Below are 16,987 nucleotides of genomic sequence, written 5' to 3'. Positions count from 1 at the left end.
CACGTCGAGGGGCCGAAACTCCGACGCGAGGAGCGCACTACACTCGACCGGTGGCCAAACTGTACTTCCGCTACGGCGCGATGAACTCCGGCAAGTCGACCGCGCTGCTGCAGGCCGCCTACAACTACGAGGAGCGCGGTCAGCGGGTGCTGCTGGCGAAGCCCGCCATCGACACCAAGGGTGCCGGGCAGATCGAGAGCCGGCTGGGCGTCACCCGCCAGGTCGACTTCCTCATCGGCCCTGACGACGCCGCCCGCGGACTGTTCCAGGCCGAGCGCGACCGTGTCCTGCGCGAGGGGGAGAGCGCGCTGCTGCCCGGTGACCCGATCGACGTCGCCTGCCTGCTCGTCGACGAGGCGCAGTTCCTGACACCGGAGCAGATCGACGACCTGTTCCGCATCGCCGTGCTGGACGGCATCCCGGTGATGGCGTACGGCATCCGCAATGATTTCCGCACCCACGCGTTCCCCGGCTCGGCGCGGCTGCTGGCGATCGCGCACAGTCTCGAAGAGCTGAAGACGATCTGCCGCTGCGGGCGCAAAGCGGTGTTCAACGGCCGCATCGTGGGCGGCCGTTTCGTGTTCGCCGGCGACCAGGTCGCGATCGACGGAGCCGGGGAACCCGACGGCGTCGCCGGCACGCCCAGCGTGGTGACATACGAATCGCTGTGCGGTCACTGCTATCTCGACGAGTCCGGCGGTCGGCTCGGCTGATGCTCTCGCGTTCCGCACCGGGCCAGCGCGGTTGCGTGGTCTGACCACATCGCGCTACCCTGTGGTCGGACCACAGGAGGACGGATGCCGCAGAGCAGCCCCGCACGCGCGTCGCAGCGCGCCTGGCGCACTGTGCTGGAGCGGGTCGAACGCGACCTGCTCGACGGCGTGCTCGGCCCCGGCGACCGGCTGCCCTCGGAGCGCGACCTCGCCGCCGACCTCGGCGTCGGCCGCTCCAGCGTGCGCGAGGCGCTCCGGGTGCTCGAAGTGATGGGCCTGATCCGCACCGCCACCGGATCGGGGCCGCAGGCGGGCGCCATCGTCATCGCCACACCGACCGGCGGGATGTCGGCGCTGCTGCGCCTCCAGGTGGCCGCCCAGGGCTTCCCGCTCGGCGATGTGGTGCGGACCCGCCTCGTCCTCGAGGACGCCGTCGCGGCCGACCTCGCCGGGAACCCGCAGAGCGACCTCGCCGCGGCGCATGACGTCCTGCACGCCATGGATGACGCCGCCCTCACGGCCGCCGAGTTCCTCGCCCTCGACGCCCAGCTGCACCTGTCGCTGTCGGAGGCCACCGGCAACACCGTCATCGCCGCGATGATGGCGGGGCTGCGCACCTCCATCGAGTCGTACGTGCTGGAGGGTGCCGCGCGCATCGAGGATTGGGCCGCCATGGCCGACCGGCTGCGCGCCGAGCACCGCGCGATCGTGGACGCGATCGGCCAGGGCAGGGCGGACGCCGCCCGCGACCTGGTCCGCCGGCACATCACCGGCTATTACACCGCCGCAGGCCTCGTGCCGGACACCCGTCCGGTCCGCACCGACTGACACACTGAGAGGACGCCATGGTCCAGCGCCAGCTGCCCCGCCCCGCCGAGCTGTTCGAGCTGATGAAGTTCAAGACCCCTGAGCTGAACGGCCGCAAGCGCCGTCTGCAGTCGGCGCTGACAATCGCCGACCTTCGCGCCGTCGCCAAGCGCCGCACCCCGAAGGCGGCGTTCGACTACACCGACGGCGCCGCCGAGGGGGAGTTGTCGCTCGCCCGTGCGCGTCAGGCGTTCGAGGATGTCGAGTTCCACCCCGGCATCCTCGCGCCCGCTCCCTCCGTCGACACCAGCACCGAGATTCTGGGCGGGCCGGCGGCCCTGCCGTTCGGCATCGCCCCCACCGGGTTCACCCGGCTGATGCAGACCGAGGGCGAGGTGGCGGGTGCCGGGGCCGCCGGCGCCGCAGGCATCCCGTTCACCCTGTCCACGCTCGGCACGACCTCGATCGAGGGTGTGAAGGCGGCGAACCCGTACGGGCGGAACTGGTTCCAGCTGTACGTGATGCGCGACCGTGAGATCTCGTACGAACTCACCCGGCGCGCCGCCGACGCGGGCTTCGACACGCTCATGTTCACGGTCGACACGCCGGTGGCCGGCGCCCGGCTGCGGGACAAGCGCAACGGCTTCTCCATCCCGCCGCAGCTGACGCTGGGGACGATCATCAACGCGATCCCGCGGCCGTGGTGGTGGTTCGACTTCCTCACCACCCCGAAGCTCGAGTTCGCGTCGCTGAGCTCGACCGGCGGCACCGTGGGTGAGCTGCTGGATGCCGCCATGGACCCCACCATCAGCTTCGACGACCTGGACGTGATCCGCGACCTGTGGCCGGGCAAGCTGGTCGTCAAGGGCGTGCAGAACGTCGAGGACTCCGTACGCCTCAAGGACGCCGGCGTGGACGGCATCGTGCTGTCCAACCACGGCGGCCGTCAGCTCGACCGCGCACCGATCCCGTTCCACCTGCTGCCGCAGGTGCGTCGCGCCGTCGGCGACGACTTCACCGTGATGATCGACACCGGCATCATGAACGGTGCCGACATCGTGGCATCCGTCGCCCTCGGCGCCGACTTCACGCTGATCGGCCGTGCCTACCTGTACGGGTTGATGGCGGGCGGTCGTCAGGGCGTGGACCGGGCCATCGAGATCCTGCGCACCGAGATCGAGCGCACCATGCGCCTGCTCGGGGTGTCGTCGCTGGCGGAACTGCAGCCGAAGCACGTCACGCAACTGGCGCGGCTCGTGCCGGTGTCCGGCGAGGCCACCCGCGTCGCGGCGGGCTGACGGCGGCTCACCGGTCGCCCGCCCCGGATGCCGGTCAGCGGGTGACCGGCTCCGGCAGCGTCTCGAGCAGCGCGTCGAGCTTGTCGGCGGTGTCCTCCCAGCCGTCGACGGCCACGCAGGGCACGCCGATCGCCAGCACCGGGTAGTCGTTGCCGCCTTCGTCGAGCCGGTCGCCGAAGAACAGCATCTCGGTGAGCGGAATGCCGGTGTGTGTCGCCAGCTGCTGCATGCCGTAGGCCTTGTCGATGCCGGCACGGGTGATGTCGATCGATGTCGAGCCGCCGGAGCGCACCTCGAGCCCAGGGAGGCGTGCGGCGACGGCATCCCGCAGCGCGGCGCGCTTCGCGCCGTCGGGGTCCCAGGCGTGCTTGGCCTCACGCGGCGCGCGCTGCCCCAGCGCCGAGAACGTCACCTGCGAACCGCGATCCTCGAGGATGTCGCCCCAGGGCTCCGCTTCCCACAGGCCGAGCCGGTTCGCTTCCTCGCGGAGCGCCGTCATGGCGGCCGTCTTCTCGTCGTCGGTGAGGTCGTGCGCGTAGACGGCGGTGAACCCTGTTCCGTCGTGGCGCAGGTAGCGGGTGCCGCACGTCGGCAGCAGGTGCAGGCGCCCGAGTTCGGCTGCCGGGGCGTCGGCGAGCCGGGCGACCACCTGCGTGCGGAACTGTTCCTCGTTGCCGCCGGAGATCACAGCCACCTCGACGCGCCGCAACAGGGCGCGCAGCAGGCCGGCGATGCGGGGGTCGATCTGCCCCTTCGAGGGGGCGAGCGTGTCATCCAGGTCGAAGGCGACGAGACGAGGAGAGGTCATGATCCTTCCAGACTAGACGGCGCGTCGAGGTCGGTGTGCGACGCGGGAGACCAGCGCGAGGAGCACGGGCCAGGGCTGTGGTGGCGCTGGGTGAACGACTGAGAGCCGATCCAAAGGATCGGCTCTCAGTCATTCTGGTCGGGGTGACAGGATTTGAACCTGCGGCCTCTTCGTCCCGAACGAAGCGCGCTACCAAGCTGCGCCACACCCCGTTTTGCAACCCTCCGAGTCTATCGGAAGAAGAGACGGATCGCCGAATCGGACTCAGCCGGCGGGCGGCGGCACCCGGTGCGTGATGGCGACCTCCAGCAGACGCCGCAGCTCGGGGCGCTCCAGGTCGGCCCCGGTGCGGATCTTGACGTGACGAAGCAGCCGTCCGGTGCCCTCGAGCAGGCCATCCGGGTCGGGCAGCTCCGCGCCGTAGAAGAAGCCGAACACCAGGTGCCGTTGGTATGGAGCCAGCCACGAGAAGTGCTCCGTCATCTTCTTCGGACCGGTGCCGTAGCCCGCTGTCCGCTGCCGGGGCCAGACGACCTCGACGGTCTGCGGAAGCACGTCGAAGATCAGTTCGCGGGAGGCGAGAGTGAGTGCGGGGATCGGATCCGGGAACGACTCCAGGACGCGGCGAAGCGCTGCATCGTCCGACGTGATGATGCCTTCAGCCATGCCGACCCCTCAGGTGCCGCTGCCGCGCGGGATGAGCGTGAGCAGTGTGGCCTCGGGTCGGCACGCGAACCGCACCGGAGCGTAGATCGAGTGACCGCAGCCGGCGCTGACGTTCAGGGGAGCGGAGCGCCCGCCGTGGGTCCACGTGCTGAGACCCTTCGCCTGCTTGAGCGGGATGTCGCAGTTCGCCACCAGAGCGCCGTACCCGGGCAGGCAGACCTGACCGCCGTGGGTGTGGCCGCCGAAGACGACATCCGCTCCGAGGTCGACGAACTCGTTCAGCACCCGTTGGTACGGCGCGTGCGTCACGCCGATGAGCGCCGTGCGGGCGTCCTTGTCTCCGAGTCCGTCCAGCGCGGATGGCAGCACGTCGAGCCGATCCCAGTCGCGGTGCGCGTCGTCGACGCCCACGAAGTCGATCGTCCGGTCGGCCACGTCGAGGCGCGCCGCGGCGTTGTTGAGCGGCTTCCAGCCCAGCTCGTCCGCGAAGTACGCGTCCATGGCATCCGTGTCGAGCAGCCGCGGCGCGGCCACCCTCTTCGACGGGCCGGTGAAGTACTTGAGCGGGTTGCGCGGCGAGGGCGCCTGCACGTCGTTGGAGCCGTGCACGAACACGCCGGGGATGCCGGTGAGCGGCGCGAACGCGCGGCGGATGCCCGAGAGACCGTCGGGGTGGCCGAGGTTGTCGCCGGTGTTGATGACGAGGTCCGGCTCCAACTCGGCCAGGGATGCCAGCCAGTTCTGCTTCCGCGTCTGCCAGGGTGCCATGTGCGCGTCGGAGAGGTGGAGCACCCGGATCGGCGCGCTCCCGGGGGGAAGCGCAGCCGCCGTCACCTCGCGGACGGCGAACAGGTAGCGCTCGACGCCGACGCCCCAGACCGCCGCCGCAGCGCCCGCGGCCCCCACCGCGCCGAGCGCGATGAGGGCCGGGTGCGCGGAACCGCGCCGGGTCAATCGTCTTCCTTGCAGACCAGTGTCACGTTCGTGCCGGGTGTCACCGGGGTGCCCGCGGCGGGGGTCTGCGACTCGATATCGCCCTTGCCGCTGCACCCGCTGTCCGTCACCGAGAAGCCGGCATCCTCGAGGGCCTTCTTGCCCTGCGGGAACTTCTGGCCCACCACGTTCGGGAGTGCGGTCGTCGGGGGCTGGCCGGTGCTGGGGCGCAGAGTCACCGTGGTGCCGCTGGCGACGCGGCCCGCACCCGGAGTCTGCTCGGCGACGAGACCGGCGCCGACAGTGCTGGCGATCGGCTCACCGACGGTGACCGAGAAGCCGGCCTCCTCGATGATCCGCGTGGCCTCGTCCACCGGCTTGCCGACCACGTCGGGCAGGTCCTTCAACGTGCGCCTGATCAGGTTGCTGGCCGGATCGGGGAACCGGTCGCCGCCGTACACGGCGTTGGCGGCACGCTGCATCTCGCGGGCGAGAGGGAACCTGATCCTGTTCATGCTCCAGCCGTTCCAGTAGGTCCGGCTCAGGCTGAAGTTCTCGCCGGACGCCTTGCCCACGTAAACGAACGTCGCCGCCTTCGTGCTGGAAACGGCCATCGCGGTGCCCCACTCCTGGTGGGTTCCGGTCTTGCCGATGAGAGGCGTCCCGTCACCGGTGTTCGCCGCGCTTCCGGTCGCGCTCATCACCCCGCGCAGGGCGTGGGCTGCGGTCGCCGCGACCTCGGGCGCGAGCACCTGCGAGCAGGACGACTTCGGCAGAGTCATCTCCTTGCCCGTGGGACCGATCACCTTGTCGATCGCCTTCGGAGTGCAGTAGATGCCCTTGTTGGCGATGGTGGCGTACACGCCGGCCATCTGGATGGGCGCGATGTACTTGGATCCCAGCGTCGACTCGTAGGGGTAGTTGCCCTTGTACGGTTCGCCATCGGTCGGAGTGCCCGTGACCGGCTTCATGTTGCCGAGGTGAACGCCCATGCGGGCGGCGACCTTGTTGATGTCGCACAGATCCAGTTGCTGCGCCATCGCCAGGTAGCCGGTGTTCAACGAAGTCGCGGTGAAGTCCATCACGGTCGAGACGCGTCCACGGTTGCGTCCGAAGTTGGCGATCGGCTCGGCGTTGACGAACCGCTCGCCGCACACCGTGAACTCCTTGAAGGTGCGCATCCGTCCGTCGAGCACCTCGTTGACGGAGTGGCCCTTTTCCAACCAGTCGAGCAACGTGAAGACCTTGTACGCGGATCCCGGGGGGAACCCCTCGCCTCCACCGTGAGCCTTGTCGGCGGCGTACACCTGGCCGATCTCGCCCTTGGTCTTGTCGGCGCTGGCGGTCTCGTTGAAGTTCGTGTTCTGCACGATCGCGAGCACACGTCCGGTGTCCGCTTGGATCGTCACCGCGCTGGCGGCGAAGTCCCGGCCCTCGAGGTACACCGGAGCCCGTTCCGTCATCGTCTCGACACCGGCCTTCTGCACCCGCATGTCGAGCGAAGTGTGCACCTGCAGACCACCACGCCGCAGCGTGTCCAGGCGGTCCTGCCGCGAGCTGCCGAAGGCTTCGTCGGTCTCGATGATCGACTTCACGTACTGGCAGAAGTACGCCTGCTTTCCGGCGGCGGAGCACCCCTGCGTGGACGGATGGATGTTCGGCGTGATCGGCTCTGCGACGGCGGCGTCGTGCTGCTCCTGGGTGATCTTGCCGTCCTTGAGCATGCGGTCGAGCACGTAGTTGCGGCGCACCTTGGTGTCTTCGAAGCCGCTCTCGGCGGTGTTGCGCACCTTGCCGGTGCCATCCGTCCAGGTGCCGCCCGGCTTGTCGATGCGGTACCGGTTCGGGTTCTGCACGATGCCGGCGAGAGTGGCTGCCTGGCCCAGCGTGAGGTTCTTCGCGGTGGTGTTGAAGTAGTAGTTCGCCGCGGCCTCGATGCCGTACGTGGTGCCGCCGAAGTTCGCGATGTTGAGGTAGCCGAGCAGGATGTCGTTCTTCGAGTAGTCCTTCTCGATCTGGATCGCGTAGCGCATCTCCTGCAGCTTGCGCTCGATTCCCTTCGACCCCACCGCGTTGGTGGCGTCGGTCCAGCACTTCTGCAACTGCTCCTGGTAGTTCGGGTCGCTCGGCGATGCGTCCTTCTCGCACTCCTGGATCAGCACGTTCTTCACGAACTGCTGGCTGATCGTCGAGGCACCGCGCGACGACGTGCCGCGCACGTTGTCGACGACCGCCTTGATGGTGGCGCCGAGGTTCACCCCGCCGTGCGCGTAGAAGTTCTTGTCCTCGCTGGACAGGATCGCGTCGTACAGCAGCGGCGACACCTGCTCGAACGTCACCGGAACGCGGTTCTGGTCGTAGAACTTCGCCAGCTGGAACTGCTTGCCGTCCTCGCCGGTCGCGTAGAACACCGTCGGCTCCATCGGTGTGCCGACCTTCAGCGAGTTCGGCAGCTCTTCGAAGATCGACAGCGCCTGCGAGCCGGTCACCCCGGCGACGGCGATGGCGGGCGTCACGGCTGCGGTGACCAGCACCCCGGCGACGGCGCTCAGGCCGACCAGGCCGAGCAGCCCGCCGAGCACACCGTTCACCGTGCGTTTCGTTTGAGGCATACGCTTGATCGTAGGGGAGTTCCCTGAATAAGAGCCTCGACGGGAGCCTCCGGATCCGCCCGTCGCCGACGCACAGGAGTGCCATGACCACGTGGGAGTATCTGACCACCCCGCTGCTGATCCACAACACCGCGGCGATCCTCAACAACTGGGGAAAGCAGGGCTGGGAGCTCGTCCAGGTGGTGCAGGGACCCGAGGGCGGACTGGTCGCCTACTTCAAGCGCCCGGTGTCGGAGCAGGGCTCCACGAACGCCGGCCTCGCTGCGGCGGCGGAGGCCGCCCGCCAGTTCGAGGGCGGCCAGCAGTGAGCGTCGCGGTGCGGCTGCAGGAGCTCGGCATCGAGCTGCCGCCGGTGAGCGCGCCGGTGGCCGCCTACGTCCCTGCTGTCGTGCACGACGGACTGGTCTACACCTCGGGGCAGCTGCCCTTCGTCGCCGGCGCCCTGCCGGAGACCGGCAAAGTCGGCGCCGATGTCGACGCCGACGCCGCCAAGGGCTACGCGCGCACCTGCGCGCTGAATGCGCTGGCGGCGGCGGCCGATGCCGCGGGCGGCATCGACCGGATCGCCGGAGTGCTGCGGGTGGGCGGCTTCGTGGCATCCGACCCGTCCTTCACCGGCCAGCCCGGCGTGATCAACGGGGCCAGCGAGGTGCTGGGCGAGATCTTCGGCGAGGCGGGTGCGCATGCGCGCGCCGCCGTCGGCGTGCCAGTGCTGCCGCTGGACAGTCCCGTCGAGGTCGAGGTCACTTTCATCCTCGCCTGACACCTCGAGCGCGTTCCTGACATGAACAAGGAGGCCGGCTCCCCGTGGGGGAAACCGGCCTCCTCTCCTGTGCGGACTACTTCACCTGCGCGGAGATGATGCTCATCACGGCGGTGTCGGCGAGCGTCGTGGTGTCGCCGACCTCGCGTCCTTCGGCCACGTCGCGCAGCAGACGCCGCATGATCTTGCCGGAGCGGGTCTTCGGCAGTTCCCCGACGATGTAGACGTCCCGCGGCCGCGCGATCGGGCCGATCTGCTCGCCGACCCACTGCCGCAACTGCGTGGCCAGGCCCTCGGGGGAGTGCTCGTCGAGGTAGCTCTGCTTGATGATGACGAAGGCGACGACGGCCTGACCGGTGGTCTCGTCCGACGCACCCACGACCGCGGCTTCGGCGGTCGCCTCGTGCGCGACGAGCGCCGACTCGATCTCTGTGGTCGACAGCCGGTGCCCCGAGACGTTCATCACGTCGTCGACGCGGCCGAGCAGCCACAGGTCGCCGTCCTCGTCCAGTCGGGCGCCGTCGCCGGCGAAGTAGTAGCCCTGGTCCGCGAACTTCTCCCAGTACGTCTCCTTGAAGCGATCCGGGTCGCCCCAGATGCCGCGCAGCATCGAGGGCCAGGGTTCGGTGATGACGAGCAGTCCGCCGTTGCCGTTGCCCACCTGAGCGCCGCTGTCGTCGACCACGTCGATCGAGATGCCGGGCAGCGGAACCTGCGCCGACCCCGGCTTGGTGGCGGTGATGCCGGGCAACGGGGAGACCATGATCGCCCCGGTCTCGGTCTGCCACCACGTGTCCACGATCGGAGTGCGCTCGCCGCCGATCACCTCGCGGTACCACATCCACGCCTCCGGGTTGATCGGCTCGCCCACCGAGCCGAGCAGGCGCAGGCTGGACAGGTCGAACTTCTGCGGCACCTGGCGGCCGATCTTCATGAACGAGCGGATGGCGGTCGGAGCGGTGTAGAAGATCGACACCTTGTACTTCTCGATCAGCTCCCACCAGCGGCCGGGGTGCGGCGCATCAGGGGTGCCCTCGTACAGCACCTGGGTGGTGCCGTTGGCGAGCGGGCCGTAGGTGACGTACGAGTGTCCGGTCACCCAGCCGATGTCGGCGGTGCACCAGAACACGTCGGTCTCGGGGTGCAGGTCGAAGACGTACTTGTGCGTGAACGCCGCCTGCGCGAGGTAGCCGCCTGACGTGTGCAGGATGCCCTTCGGCTTGCCGGTGGTGCCGGACGTGTACAGGATGAACAGCGGGTTCTCCGCCGGGAACGGCTGCGCCTCGTGCTCGGCGGACGCCTGCGGCACCACGTCGTGCCACCACAGGTCGCGCTCCTCGTCCCAGTCCACGTCGTTCTCGCAGCGCTTGACGACGAGCACGTGCTCGACGGTCTGCTGCTCGCCGTCGCCGCGGTCGCTCAGGGCCTGATCGACGGCGGGCTTCAGCGGTGACACCTTGCCCTTGCGGTAGCCGCCGTCGGCCGTGATGACCAGCTTCGCGCCGGCATCGTCGATGCGTGAGCGCAGGCTGTCGGCGCTGAAGCCGCCGAACACCACCGAGTGGATGGCGCCGAGTCGCGCCACGGCGAGCATGGAGATCACCGCCTCCGGGATCATCGGCAGGTAGATGGCGACGCGGTCGCCCTCGCCGACGCCGAGGTCCTGCAGCACGTTCGCTGTGCGCTTGACCTCCTCGGTCAGCTCGGCGTAGGTGATGCGGCGCTCATCGCCCGGCTCGCCCTCCCACAGGATGGCGACGCGGTCGCCGTTGCCGGCCTCGACGTGGCGGTCCAGGCAGTTGTAGGCCACGTTCAACCGGCCGTCGTCGAACCACTTCGCGAACGGCGGGTTCGACCAGTCCAGCACGCGGGTGAACGGGGTGTGCCAGTGCAGCAGCTCGCGGGCCTGCTCGCCCCAGAATCCTTCACGATCGGCTGCCGCGCGTTCGTACAGGGCGGGGTCGTCGATCGTCTGGGCGACGAACTCGGGCGAGGGCGGGAACTGCCGGGACTCGTCGAGGAGATGATCGATCTGGCTGCTCATGACTTCTCGCTCCTTTGCGCAGAGGGGTCGCGAAGAACGCGACCGGGACATCTGGAATCTAATCCTGGCGCGCCGGCGGGCCTACTGTCGAAAGTCGGTAGTGCGTGGCGGTTTGGCGTCGACGCCGTGCATGCATACACTGACGTCAGCCGAATCCGGCTTGTGCCCACCCGATCCTCCCCCCGGACACGGGTGCGCGCCTGGGCGGCATCTCATTCCCCCCGTGAGATGCCGCCCATCTCCGTCTTGGGGCGGGGAACGATCACGCTTCGCTCTGCACCGCGAGCCGATCCCGCGGGTTGTGCACAGTGACTGTGTTCCAGCCCCGTCGGCGTCGTCCGGCGCGTCTAGCGTCGTCGGCATGGCTGATCCGTTCGTGCTCCGGCCCCGTACCGCACCCGTCGGCGCCGGGCTGCATGCCGGGCCCACGCTCGACCCGGCGTTCGGTCCGCTCGCCCCATACGCGGCCGACGCGCAGGTCACCGATCTGTTCGTCAACGGCTCGTCCGGCCTGTTCGTCGATCGCGGCCGAGGGGCGGAGCGGATGCCGGACTGGCGCGCATCCGAACGGGAGGTGCGTGACCTGGCCGTCGCGCTGGTCGCCGCAGGCGGCAGGCACCTCGACGACCAGTCGCCGTGCGTGGACGTGCGGCTGGACTCCGGCATCCGGGTGCATGCCGTGCTGGCACCGGTGTCGACGTCGGGAACGGCGCTGTCGATCCGCATCCCGCGCGTCCTCGGCGCAGACCTCGCCGCGCTCGCCGCGACCGGCACGTTCGAGGCGGCGCAGCAGGAGTGGTTGCAGGGGCTGGTCGCGGAGCGCGCGAACGTGCTGATCACCGGCGGCACCGGCACCGGCAAGACCACCCTGCTCTCCGCGCTGCTGGCCGCCGTCCCCAGCACGGAGCGGATCGTGACGATCGAGGATGTCGCCGAGCTGCGGCCCCGGCATCCGCACCACGTCTCGCTCGAGGCGCGGCAGGCGAACCTGGAGGGAGCGGGTCGGATCAGCCTTGCGATGCTGGTGCGCGAGTCGCTCCGGATGCGTCCCGACCGGCTGGTGGTGGGGGAGTGTCGGGGCGAGGAGGTGCGTGAGCTGCTCACGGCGCTGAACACCGGTCACGACGGGGGTGCGGGCACCCTGCACGCCAGCGGTCTCGCCGACGTCCCGGCCCGCATGGAGGCGTTGGGTGCGCTCGCCGGCATGGATGCCACGGCGCTCGCGCGCCAGACGGTGAGCGCGTTCACCGTCGTGCTGCACCTCGCCCGGTCGCCCGACGGTCGGCGCCGCATCGCCCAGACAGGGCGATTCACGCTCGTCGGCGACCGGCTCGGCATCGAGGAGGTGATGCCGTGGTGAGCCGCCGGCGTCGGCGCGATGCGGCGCGGCCGGGGCCCGCGGATGCGGCTGTCACGGTGCGCACCCTCGCCGTGCTGCTGCAGGCGGGGGCCCGGCCGCTCGCCGCATGGCGTCACGTCGCTGAAGCCGGAGACGCGGTGGCGTCCCGGGTCATCGGGCGTGTCGAAGCGGGGGCCGAACTGGTCGGCGCGATCGAGGCGGAGGGCGGCACCTGGCGCGACGTCGCCGCGGCGTGGGAGGTCGCCACGGTCGTCGGCGCACCGCTCGCCGACGTCCTGCGCTCGCTCGCCGAGGCGCTGCACGACGCCGCCACCGCCGACGACGACGTGCGGATCGCGCTCGCCGAGCCGGTCGGCACCGCCCGTCTGCTGCTGTGGCTGCCCTTCGCGGGACTGCTGCTGGGCTTAGCGCTGGGGTTCGACACCATCGGCGTGCTGACGACCACCCCGTTCGGGATCGGTTGCGTCGTCGCGGGCGTCGCGCTGGTCATGGTGGCGCGCTGGTGGACGAGCCGGCTGGTGCGCCGCGCGCAGCCGGATCCCGGCACTCCCGGCATCCACGCGGAGCTGGTCGCGGTGGCGTTGGCCGGTGGGGTGGCGATCCCGCGCGCACTGCGGCTGGTCGATCACAGCCCCGCCGTACTCGAGTCGGACCGACGGCGAACGGATGCCGTTCTCGCGCTCTCCCGCGCCGCGGGCGTACCCGCGGGCGAACTGCTTCGCGCGGCGGCCGCTCAGCAGCGGCACGAGGCACGTGTCCAGGGCCGTATCCGGGCCGCGCGGCTGTCCTCGTCACTGCTGCTGCCGCTCGGCGCGTGCACGCTGCCCGCGTTCCTGCTGCTCGGCGTCGCACCGCTCATGCTCAGCGTCATCTCGTCCACACCGTTGCCGCTGTGACCACCCTGACACCCGAAGAGACCATCCGTACACCCGAGAAACGGGGCGGTCGCCCCAGAGAGAAAGAAGGAAGCCATGTCCGAGAACTCCTTGCCCACGCTCACCCGCCGACGCGCCGCGGCGCTGTTCACCGACGAGTCCGGCGCCGCGACGGCCGAGTACGCCATCACCACCATGGCGGCGGTCGCGTTCGCGGGGCTGCTCGTGGTGATCATGCGCTCCGATGAGGTGCGCGGGATCCTCACCGACCTCGTCCGGCGCGCGCTGACGGTGTCGTGATGCGCTCGCGCGAGCGGCCCGGCGCCGTCGCGCGGAGGGCACATCGGCTCGGCGGGGATGGAGGGTCCGTCGCCGCCGAGCTGGCCGTCGCACTGCCGGCGGTGCTGCTGGCGCTGCTGCTGGGGGCGGGCGCGCTGAGCGCGGCTGCCCGGCAGGTCGCCCTGCAGGATGCCGCCGCTGACGCGGCGCGCCTGCTCGGACGCGGCGAGTCCTCCTCGCGCGCGGCCGGCGTGGTCTCGCACGCCGTCGACGGAGCGCGCCTCGCGTCGCGGGAACAGGGCGAGCTGGTGTGCGTGACCGCATCAGCCGAGCTGCGGGTCGGGCGACTGATCTCCGTGCCCTTGCGCGCCGACAGCTGCGCGCTCAGCGGAGGGTTGTGAGCCTGCCGGCATCCCGAACCACGACGACCGCATGGCGGGCGGAGAAGACCGACCACGTACAGGAACCCCTATAAGAAAGAGGAACGCCCATGGCCGGGACCGCCCTCGCGGCCGGCATCCTGACCGTCGCGGCCACGCTGTCGCTGGGCCTGGCGGGGGTCGGGGGAGCGGCCGCGACCGCACAGCGCGCGGCCGGAGCCGCCGACGCCGCAGCACTGGCCGCCGCCGATGCGGCGTCCGGCGCGGTCCCCACCGACGACGCCCCGTGCGCGCTCGCCGCGCGCGTCGCGTCGGCCGCCGGGGCCACGCTGAGCGGATGCCGGATCGACGGACACGTGGCGACCGTGCAGGTCGAGGCCGCGTACGCTGGGATGAGTGCCGTCTCCCGAGCCCGTGCAGGGCCGCCCGAGGGGTGACGAGCGCGATTCCCCCGCCACCGCTGTGCCCCCACCCGAAGGCGCCGGGTCGCCCAGACTCTGCGTCCACACCAGACAGCGGTGTGTATGGTGTGCTTCGAAGAAAGGACGCACCCTTGGCTGAAGGCAAGAAGCTCGTCATCGTCGAGTCACCGACGAAGATGAGGTCGATTCAGGGGTACCTCGGCGACGACTACGAGGTGCTCAGCTCCGTCGGCCACATCCGCGACCTCGCGGACAAGAAGGACATCCCGGCGAAGGACAAGCCGGCCTACGGCAAGTACTCCATCGACGTCGAGAACGACTTCGACCCGTACTACGTGGTGTCCGACCGCAAGACGAAGACCGTCGCCGAGCTCAAGCGCGCCCTGAAGTCCGCGTCCGAAGTCCTGCTCGCCACTGATGAAGATCGCGAGGGCGAGGCGATCGCCTGGCACCTGCTGGAGACTCTCAAGCCGAAGGTGCCCGTCAAGCGGATGGTGTTCCACGAGATCACCAAGGACGCCATCAGGGCCGCGGTGCAGCACACCCGCGACCTCGACCTCGCGCTCGTCGACGCGCAGGAGACCCGCCGCATCCTCGACCGACTCTACGGCTGGGATGTGTCTCCCGTCCTCTGGTACAAGGTCAAGACCGGTCTGTCCGCCGGACGCGTGCAGTCCGCCGCGACCCGCATGATCGTCGACCGGGAGCGCGAGCGCATGGCGTTCGTCTCTGCCGAGTACTGGGATGTCGAGGCCACGGCGCGCGCCGCCGGTCAGGGCTTCCGGGTCCGCCTGGTGCGCGTGGACGGCGGCCAGTTGGCTCGCGGCACCGACTTCGACGACGCCGGAAAGCTCAAGAAGGCCGTCGTCGTCCTCACGGAGGAGGAGGCCGCCGCGCTGGCCGCTGCGGTGGAGTCCGCCGGCACCGCCACGGTCACCAAGGTCGAGGCCAAGCCGGGAACGCGCAGCCCGTACGCCCCGTTCACCACCTCGACCATGCAGCAGGAGGCCGGACGCAAACTCTCCATGAGCGCGAAGCAGGCGATGAGCGTCGCCCAGCGCCTGTACGAGAAGGGGTACATCACCTATATGCGTACCGACTCGACGGCGCTGAGCACGCAGGCCGTCCAGGCCGCGCGCAGCCAGGCCGTCGCGCTCTATGGCGATGCGGCCGTGCCGCTCAAGCCACGCGTGTACAAGTCGAAGAGCAAGAACGCGCAGGAGGCGCACGAGGCCATCCGCCCCTCGGGCGACACCTTCCGCACCCCGGCATCCGTCTCCTCCGAGCTCGACCGCGACGAGCAGCGGCTCTACGACCTGATCTGGAAGCGCACGGTCGCCAGCCAGATGGCGGACGCGAAGTACGAGACGACGACGGTCACGCTCGAGACGGATGCCGGGGGTCGGCGCGCCGAGTTCACGGCATCCGGCACCGTCTACACGTTCAAGGGATTCCTCGAGGCGTACGAGGAGGGCCGCGACGAGAAGCGCGGCGACGCCGACGCCGCCGAGAACCAGTCGCTGCCCGCGGTCGCCGTCGGCGATGAGCTGGGCGTGGCGGATGCCGTCGCCAAGGGCCACCGCACCACCCCGAAGCCCCGCTACACCGAGGCGTCGCTGGTGAAGGCGCTGGAGGAGCACGGCATCGGCAGGCCCTCCACGTTCGCGAGCATCATCGGCACCGTCATCGACCGCGGCTACGCCACCAAGCGCGGGCAGGCGCTGGTTCCCACCTGGCTGGCGTTCAGCGTGGTGCGACTCCTGGAGCAGCATTTCGCCGACCTGATCGACTACGACTTCACCGCCGCCCTCGAGGACGACCTCGACGCCATCGCGCGCGGCGAGCAGAACCGGGTGGAGTGGTTGCGCTCCTTCTACTACGGCTCGAAGGACCACGTCGGACTGCGGCAGGTCGTCGACAACCTCGGCGAGATCGACGCCCGCGCGCTGAACTCCACGCGGATCACCGACACCGCGACCCTCCGCTTCGGCAAGTACGGACCGTATCTCGAGGTCGTCGACCCCGCCGACCCCGACGCCAAGCCGCGCATCGTGAATGTCCCGGAGGATCTGGCGCCGGACGAACTGACCGCCGAGAAGGCGCAGGAGCTCATCGACGCGCCCGTCGCGGGTGACCGTGTGCTGGGCGAGAACCCCGAGAACGGCAAGATCGTCGTCGTGAAGGACGGCCGGTTCGGTCCGTACGTGCAGGAGAACGACCCCGTCGACGAGTCGGCCGAGGTCGACGACGCCACCGGAGAAGTGGTCGACGCGCCCAAGCCGAAGGGACGCGGCGCGAAGAAGGAGGCGGCGCCCAAGCCGCGCACCGCGTCGCTCTTCCGGTCGATGTCGGTGGACACCATCGACCTCGACACGGCGCTGAAGCTGCTGAGCCTGCCGCGCGTGGTGGGCGCCGACCCGTCGACGGGTGAGGAGATCACCGCGCAGAACGGTCGATTCGGCCCATACCTGAAGAAGGGCGCCGACTCGCGGTCGCTGGAGAGCGAGCAGCAGATCTTCGACATCACGCTCGAGCAGGCGCTCGAGATCTACGCGCAGCCCAAGTACGGTGCCCGCCGTGCATCGAGCGCGCTCGCCGAGTTCGACGCCGACCCGGTCAGCGGCAAGCCGATCCGCATTCGCGACGGCCGGTTCGGCGCGTACGTCACCGACGGCGAGACGAACGTGACCATCCCGCGTGGGCAGCAGCCCGCCGACATCACGTACGAGATCGCGGTGCAGATGCTGGCGGACAAGCGCGCCAAGGGCCCGGCGCCCAAGCGCGGTGCGCGTGGCGCTGCCGTGAAGAAGACCACGGCGAAGGCCGCGGCACCGAAGAAGGCCCCGGCGAAGAAGGCCCCGGCGAAGAAGACTCCGGCGAAGAAGACCGCGACGAAGGCTCCCGCGACCGACGCCGCGAAGTCGGCGGCGCGCTCGGCCGCGGCGAAGAAGGCGGCGGCCACGCGCGCCGCCAACGCGAAGCGCCGTGCCGAGTCAGCGGAGTGAGCCGACGTGAAGAAAGCGGACT

Annotated in this window: 16 protein-coding genes and 1 tRNA gene; 11 read left to right on the top strand and 6 right to left on the bottom strand. The window is 70.1% G+C overall.

All coding sequences use genetic code 11. The annotated features are described in order from the left end of the window. Positions 1-50: 50 nt before the first annotated feature. The 3 genes from RIF65_RS07090 to RIF65_RS07080 all read left to right on the top strand — a co-directional run bounded on the left by RIF65_RS07090 (position 51) and on the right by RIF65_RS07080 (position 2,818). Positions 51-713, top strand: a complete 663-nt coding sequence (locus tag RIF65_RS07090; protein WP_309065414.1) for a thymidine kinase — start codon at positions 51-53, stop codon at positions 711-713. 84 nt (positions 714-797) lie between these two features. Beyond that, the gene (locus tag RIF65_RS07085) at positions 798-1,541 is read left to right on the top strand and encodes a FadR/GntR family transcriptional regulator (protein ID WP_309065413.1); all 744 of its coding nucleotides are present in this window, start codon (positions 798-800) and stop codon (positions 1,539-1,541) included. A 17-nt stretch (positions 1,542-1,558) separates the two neighbouring features. Then, entirely contained in the window at positions 1,559-2,818 is a 1,260-nt protein-coding gene (locus RIF65_RS07080; protein ID WP_309065412.1) for an alpha-hydroxy acid oxidase, read from the top strand. 34 nt (positions 2,819-2,852) lie between these two features. Here RIF65_RS07080 and RIF65_RS07075 read toward each other — a convergent pair whose 3' ends face one another. The 5 genes from RIF65_RS07075 to RIF65_RS07055 all read right to left on the bottom strand — a co-directional run bounded on the left by RIF65_RS07075 (position 2,853) and on the right by RIF65_RS07055 (position 7,837). Continuing rightward, a complete protein-coding gene (locus tag RIF65_RS07075) occupies positions 2,853-3,626 on the bottom strand; it encodes an HAD-IIB family hydrolase (RefSeq protein WP_309065411.1) in 774 nt (257 codons plus the stop codon). Between the two features lie 135 nt (positions 3,627-3,761). Further along, positions 3,762-3,838, bottom strand: a tRNA-Pro gene (locus RIF65_RS07070). A 52-nt stretch (positions 3,839-3,890) separates the two neighbouring features. Continuing rightward, entirely contained in the window at positions 3,891-4,292 is a 402-nt protein-coding gene (locus RIF65_RS07065) for a DUF1801 domain-containing protein (RefSeq protein ID WP_309065410.1), read from the bottom strand. A gap of 9 nt (positions 4,293-4,301) precedes the next feature. Continuing rightward, entirely contained in the window at positions 4,302-5,246 is a 945-nt protein-coding gene (locus RIF65_RS07060) for a metallophosphoesterase (RefSeq protein ID WP_309065408.1), read from the bottom strand. Then, complete coding sequence (locus tag RIF65_RS07055) at positions 5,243-7,837, bottom strand: transglycosylase domain-containing protein (protein WP_309065406.1); 2,595 nt, start codon at positions 7,835-7,837, stop codon at positions 5,243-5,245. Before RIF65_RS07055 ends, RIF65_RS07060 begins: the two co-directional genes overlap by 4 nt. Positions 7,838-7,920: 83 nt before the next feature. On the opposite strand from RIF65_RS07055, the gene RIF65_RS07050 reads away from it, so the two are divergent. Beyond that, a complete protein-coding gene (locus RIF65_RS07050; protein ID WP_309065405.1) occupies positions 7,921-8,145 on the top strand; it encodes a hypothetical protein in 225 nt (74 codons plus the stop codon). Continuing rightward, positions 8,142-8,600, top strand: a complete 459-nt coding sequence (locus RIF65_RS07045) for a RidA family protein (protein ID WP_309065404.1) — start codon at positions 8,142-8,144, stop codon at positions 8,598-8,600. Before RIF65_RS07050 ends, RIF65_RS07045 begins: the two co-directional genes overlap by 4 nt. A gap of 76 nt (positions 8,601-8,676) precedes the next feature. Here the strand turns inward: RIF65_RS07045 and acs are convergent, their stop codons facing one another. Next, positions 8,677-10,644 carry an acetate--CoA ligase gene (gene acs, locus RIF65_RS07040; RefSeq protein WP_309065403.1) on the bottom strand — a complete coding sequence of 656 codons (1,968 nt, stop codon included), beginning with the start codon at positions 10,642-10,644 and terminating at the stop codon, positions 8,677-8,679. Positions 10,645-11,005: 361 nt separating this feature from the next. Here acs and RIF65_RS07035 point away from each other — a divergent pair, with 361 nt between their 5' ends. From RIF65_RS07035 to topA, 6 genes are all read left to right on the top strand, one after another. Next, the gene (locus RIF65_RS07035) at positions 11,006-12,004 is read left to right on the top strand and encodes a TadA family conjugal transfer-associated ATPase (RefSeq protein WP_309065402.1); all 999 of its coding nucleotides are present in this window, start codon (positions 11,006-11,008) and stop codon (positions 12,002-12,004) included. A gap of 56 nt (positions 12,005-12,060) precedes the next feature. After that, the gene (locus RIF65_RS07030; RefSeq protein WP_309065401.1) at positions 12,061-12,900 is read left to right on the top strand and encodes a type II secretion system F family protein; all 840 of its coding nucleotides are present in this window, start codon (positions 12,061-12,063) and stop codon (positions 12,898-12,900) included. Positions 12,901-12,975: 75 nt separating this feature from the next. Further along, positions 12,976-13,179 carry a DUF4244 domain-containing protein gene (locus RIF65_RS07025; RefSeq protein WP_309065400.1) on the top strand — a complete coding sequence of 68 codons (204 nt, stop codon included), beginning with the start codon at positions 12,976-12,978 and terminating at the stop codon, positions 13,177-13,179. Further along, the gene (locus RIF65_RS07020; protein WP_309065399.1) at positions 13,179-13,559 is read left to right on the top strand and encodes a TadE family type IV pilus minor pilin; all 381 of its coding nucleotides are present in this window, start codon (positions 13,179-13,181) and stop codon (positions 13,557-13,559) included. The genes RIF65_RS07025 and RIF65_RS07020 overlap by 1 nt, the downstream gene beginning before the upstream one ends. A gap of 89 nt (positions 13,560-13,648) precedes the next feature. Continuing rightward, a complete protein-coding gene (locus RIF65_RS07015; RefSeq protein WP_309065397.1) occupies positions 13,649-13,975 on the top strand; it encodes an Rv3654c family TadE-like protein in 327 nt (108 codons plus the stop codon). Positions 13,976-14,091: 116 nt separating this feature from the next. After that, a complete protein-coding gene (gene topA / locus RIF65_RS07010) occupies positions 14,092-16,965 on the top strand; it encodes a type I DNA topoisomerase (RefSeq protein ID WP_309065396.1) in 2,874 nt (957 codons plus the stop codon). Positions 16,966-16,987 lie beyond the last annotated feature (22 nt).

The sequence above is a fragment of the Microbacterium sp. genome (genome assembly GCF_031180975.1).
In the GTDB taxonomy this organism is placed as follows: domain Bacteria; phylum Actinomycetota; class Actinomycetes; order Actinomycetales; family Microbacteriaceae; genus Microbacterium.
Note: the sequence above shows the minus strand (reverse complement) of the source record. Positions and strands in the feature narration are given on the sequence as shown.

What these genes read in the sequence shown, in the direction of transcription:
- RIF65_RS07035 (WP_309065402.1), top strand. Translation starts at nt 11,006, where the DNA reads ATGGCTGATCCGTTCGTGCTCCGGCCCCGTACCGCACCCGTCGGCGCC.
- RIF65_RS07050 (WP_309065405.1), top strand. Translation starts at nt 7,921, where the DNA reads ATGACCACGTGGGAGTATCTGACCACCCCGCTGCTGATCCACAACACC.
- RIF65_RS07020 (WP_309065399.1), top strand. Translation starts at nt 13,179, where the DNA reads ATGCGCTCGCGCGAGCGGCCCGGCGCCGTCGCGCGGAGGGCACATCGG.
- RIF65_RS07085 (WP_309065413.1), top strand. Translation starts at nt 798, where the DNA reads ATGCCGCAGAGCAGCCCCGCACGCGCGTCGCAGCGCGCCTGGCGCACT.
- acs (WP_309065403.1), bottom strand. Translation starts at nt 10,644, where the DNA reads ATGAGCAGCCAGATCGATCATCTCCTCGACGAGTCCCGGCAGTTCCCG.
- RIF65_RS07065 (WP_309065410.1), bottom strand. Translation starts at nt 4,292, where the DNA reads ATGGCTGAAGGCATCATCACGTCGGACGATGCAGCGCTTCGCCGCGTC.
- RIF65_RS07055 (WP_309065406.1), bottom strand. Translation starts at nt 7,837, where the DNA reads ATGCCTCAAACGAAACGCACGGTGAACGGTGTGCTCGGCGGGCTGCTC.
- RIF65_RS07025 (WP_309065400.1), top strand. Translation starts at nt 12,976, where the DNA reads ATGTCCGAGAACTCCTTGCCCACGCTCACCCGCCGACGCGCCGCGGCG.
- RIF65_RS07015 (WP_309065397.1), top strand. Translation starts at nt 13,649, where the DNA reads ATGGCCGGGACCGCCCTCGCGGCCGGCATCCTGACCGTCGCGGCCACG.
- RIF65_RS07080 (WP_309065412.1), top strand. Translation starts at nt 1,559, where the DNA reads ATGGTCCAGCGCCAGCTGCCCCGCCCCGCCGAGCTGTTCGAGCTGATG.
- RIF65_RS07075 (WP_309065411.1), bottom strand. Translation starts at nt 3,626, where the DNA reads ATGACCTCTCCTCGTCTCGTCGCCTTCGACCTGGATGACACGCTCGCC.